Here is a 544-nt window from a genome sequence, read left to right as displayed (position 1 = left end):
GGCAAATAGCAATGGATCAATCAACATTTCAAAACTTTAAACAATCCTTTGAAAATGATGCCATTACGACATTAAAAAAATTTGGTTATATGGTCTGCCAAGGTGTAGAGACAACAAGAACTGATTTTCTAACTTTGCAAAGTTTGATTCAGCCGCAGAAAATTGAGTTGCTTCAAGAAGGTTTAAAGCTTTTAGAAAACTTAAATCTTGTTCATATCTTAAAAAATTATACAGGTCAGCAATATCATCTATTTGCCAAACAAGATTTTTTAGTTAGCTACAAAGTATTAGAAAATTTGCAGAAATTAGATGCAAAGTTTTTAAATGCAGAATTAATCAGTGGCTCACATGGTTTTCCTGTATTTAAAACTGAAGAAACAACTGACAAAATCTGCCAATATTTACAAAAAATGAATTAAATCTGTAGACGAGTGGTGGATATCGCAATTTCTTTTTAATCTGCACAGGTTTAAGATGATTAAATTGTTTTTGCTGTGAAATGTACACGGAGTGAGGGATGGCTGATTTAATGACTGAATTAAAT

Annotated in this window: 1 pseudogene; it reads left to right on the top strand. The window is 30.9% G+C overall.

Going from position 1 to position 544, the window contains the following annotated elements:
- Window positions 1-419: pseudogene (locus RR876_RS16785) on the top strand (hydrolase); the annotation flags it as partial.
- Window positions 420-544: the final 125 nt, after the last annotated feature.

It is taken from the genome of Acinetobacter sp. (assembly GCF_036666595.1).
In the GTDB taxonomy this organism is placed as follows: Bacteria; Pseudomonadota; Gammaproteobacteria; order Pseudomonadales; family Moraxellaceae; genus Acinetobacter.
The sequence above is the reverse complement of the archived record's forward strand: the minus strand, read 5'-3'. Positions and strand labels throughout refer to the sequence as shown.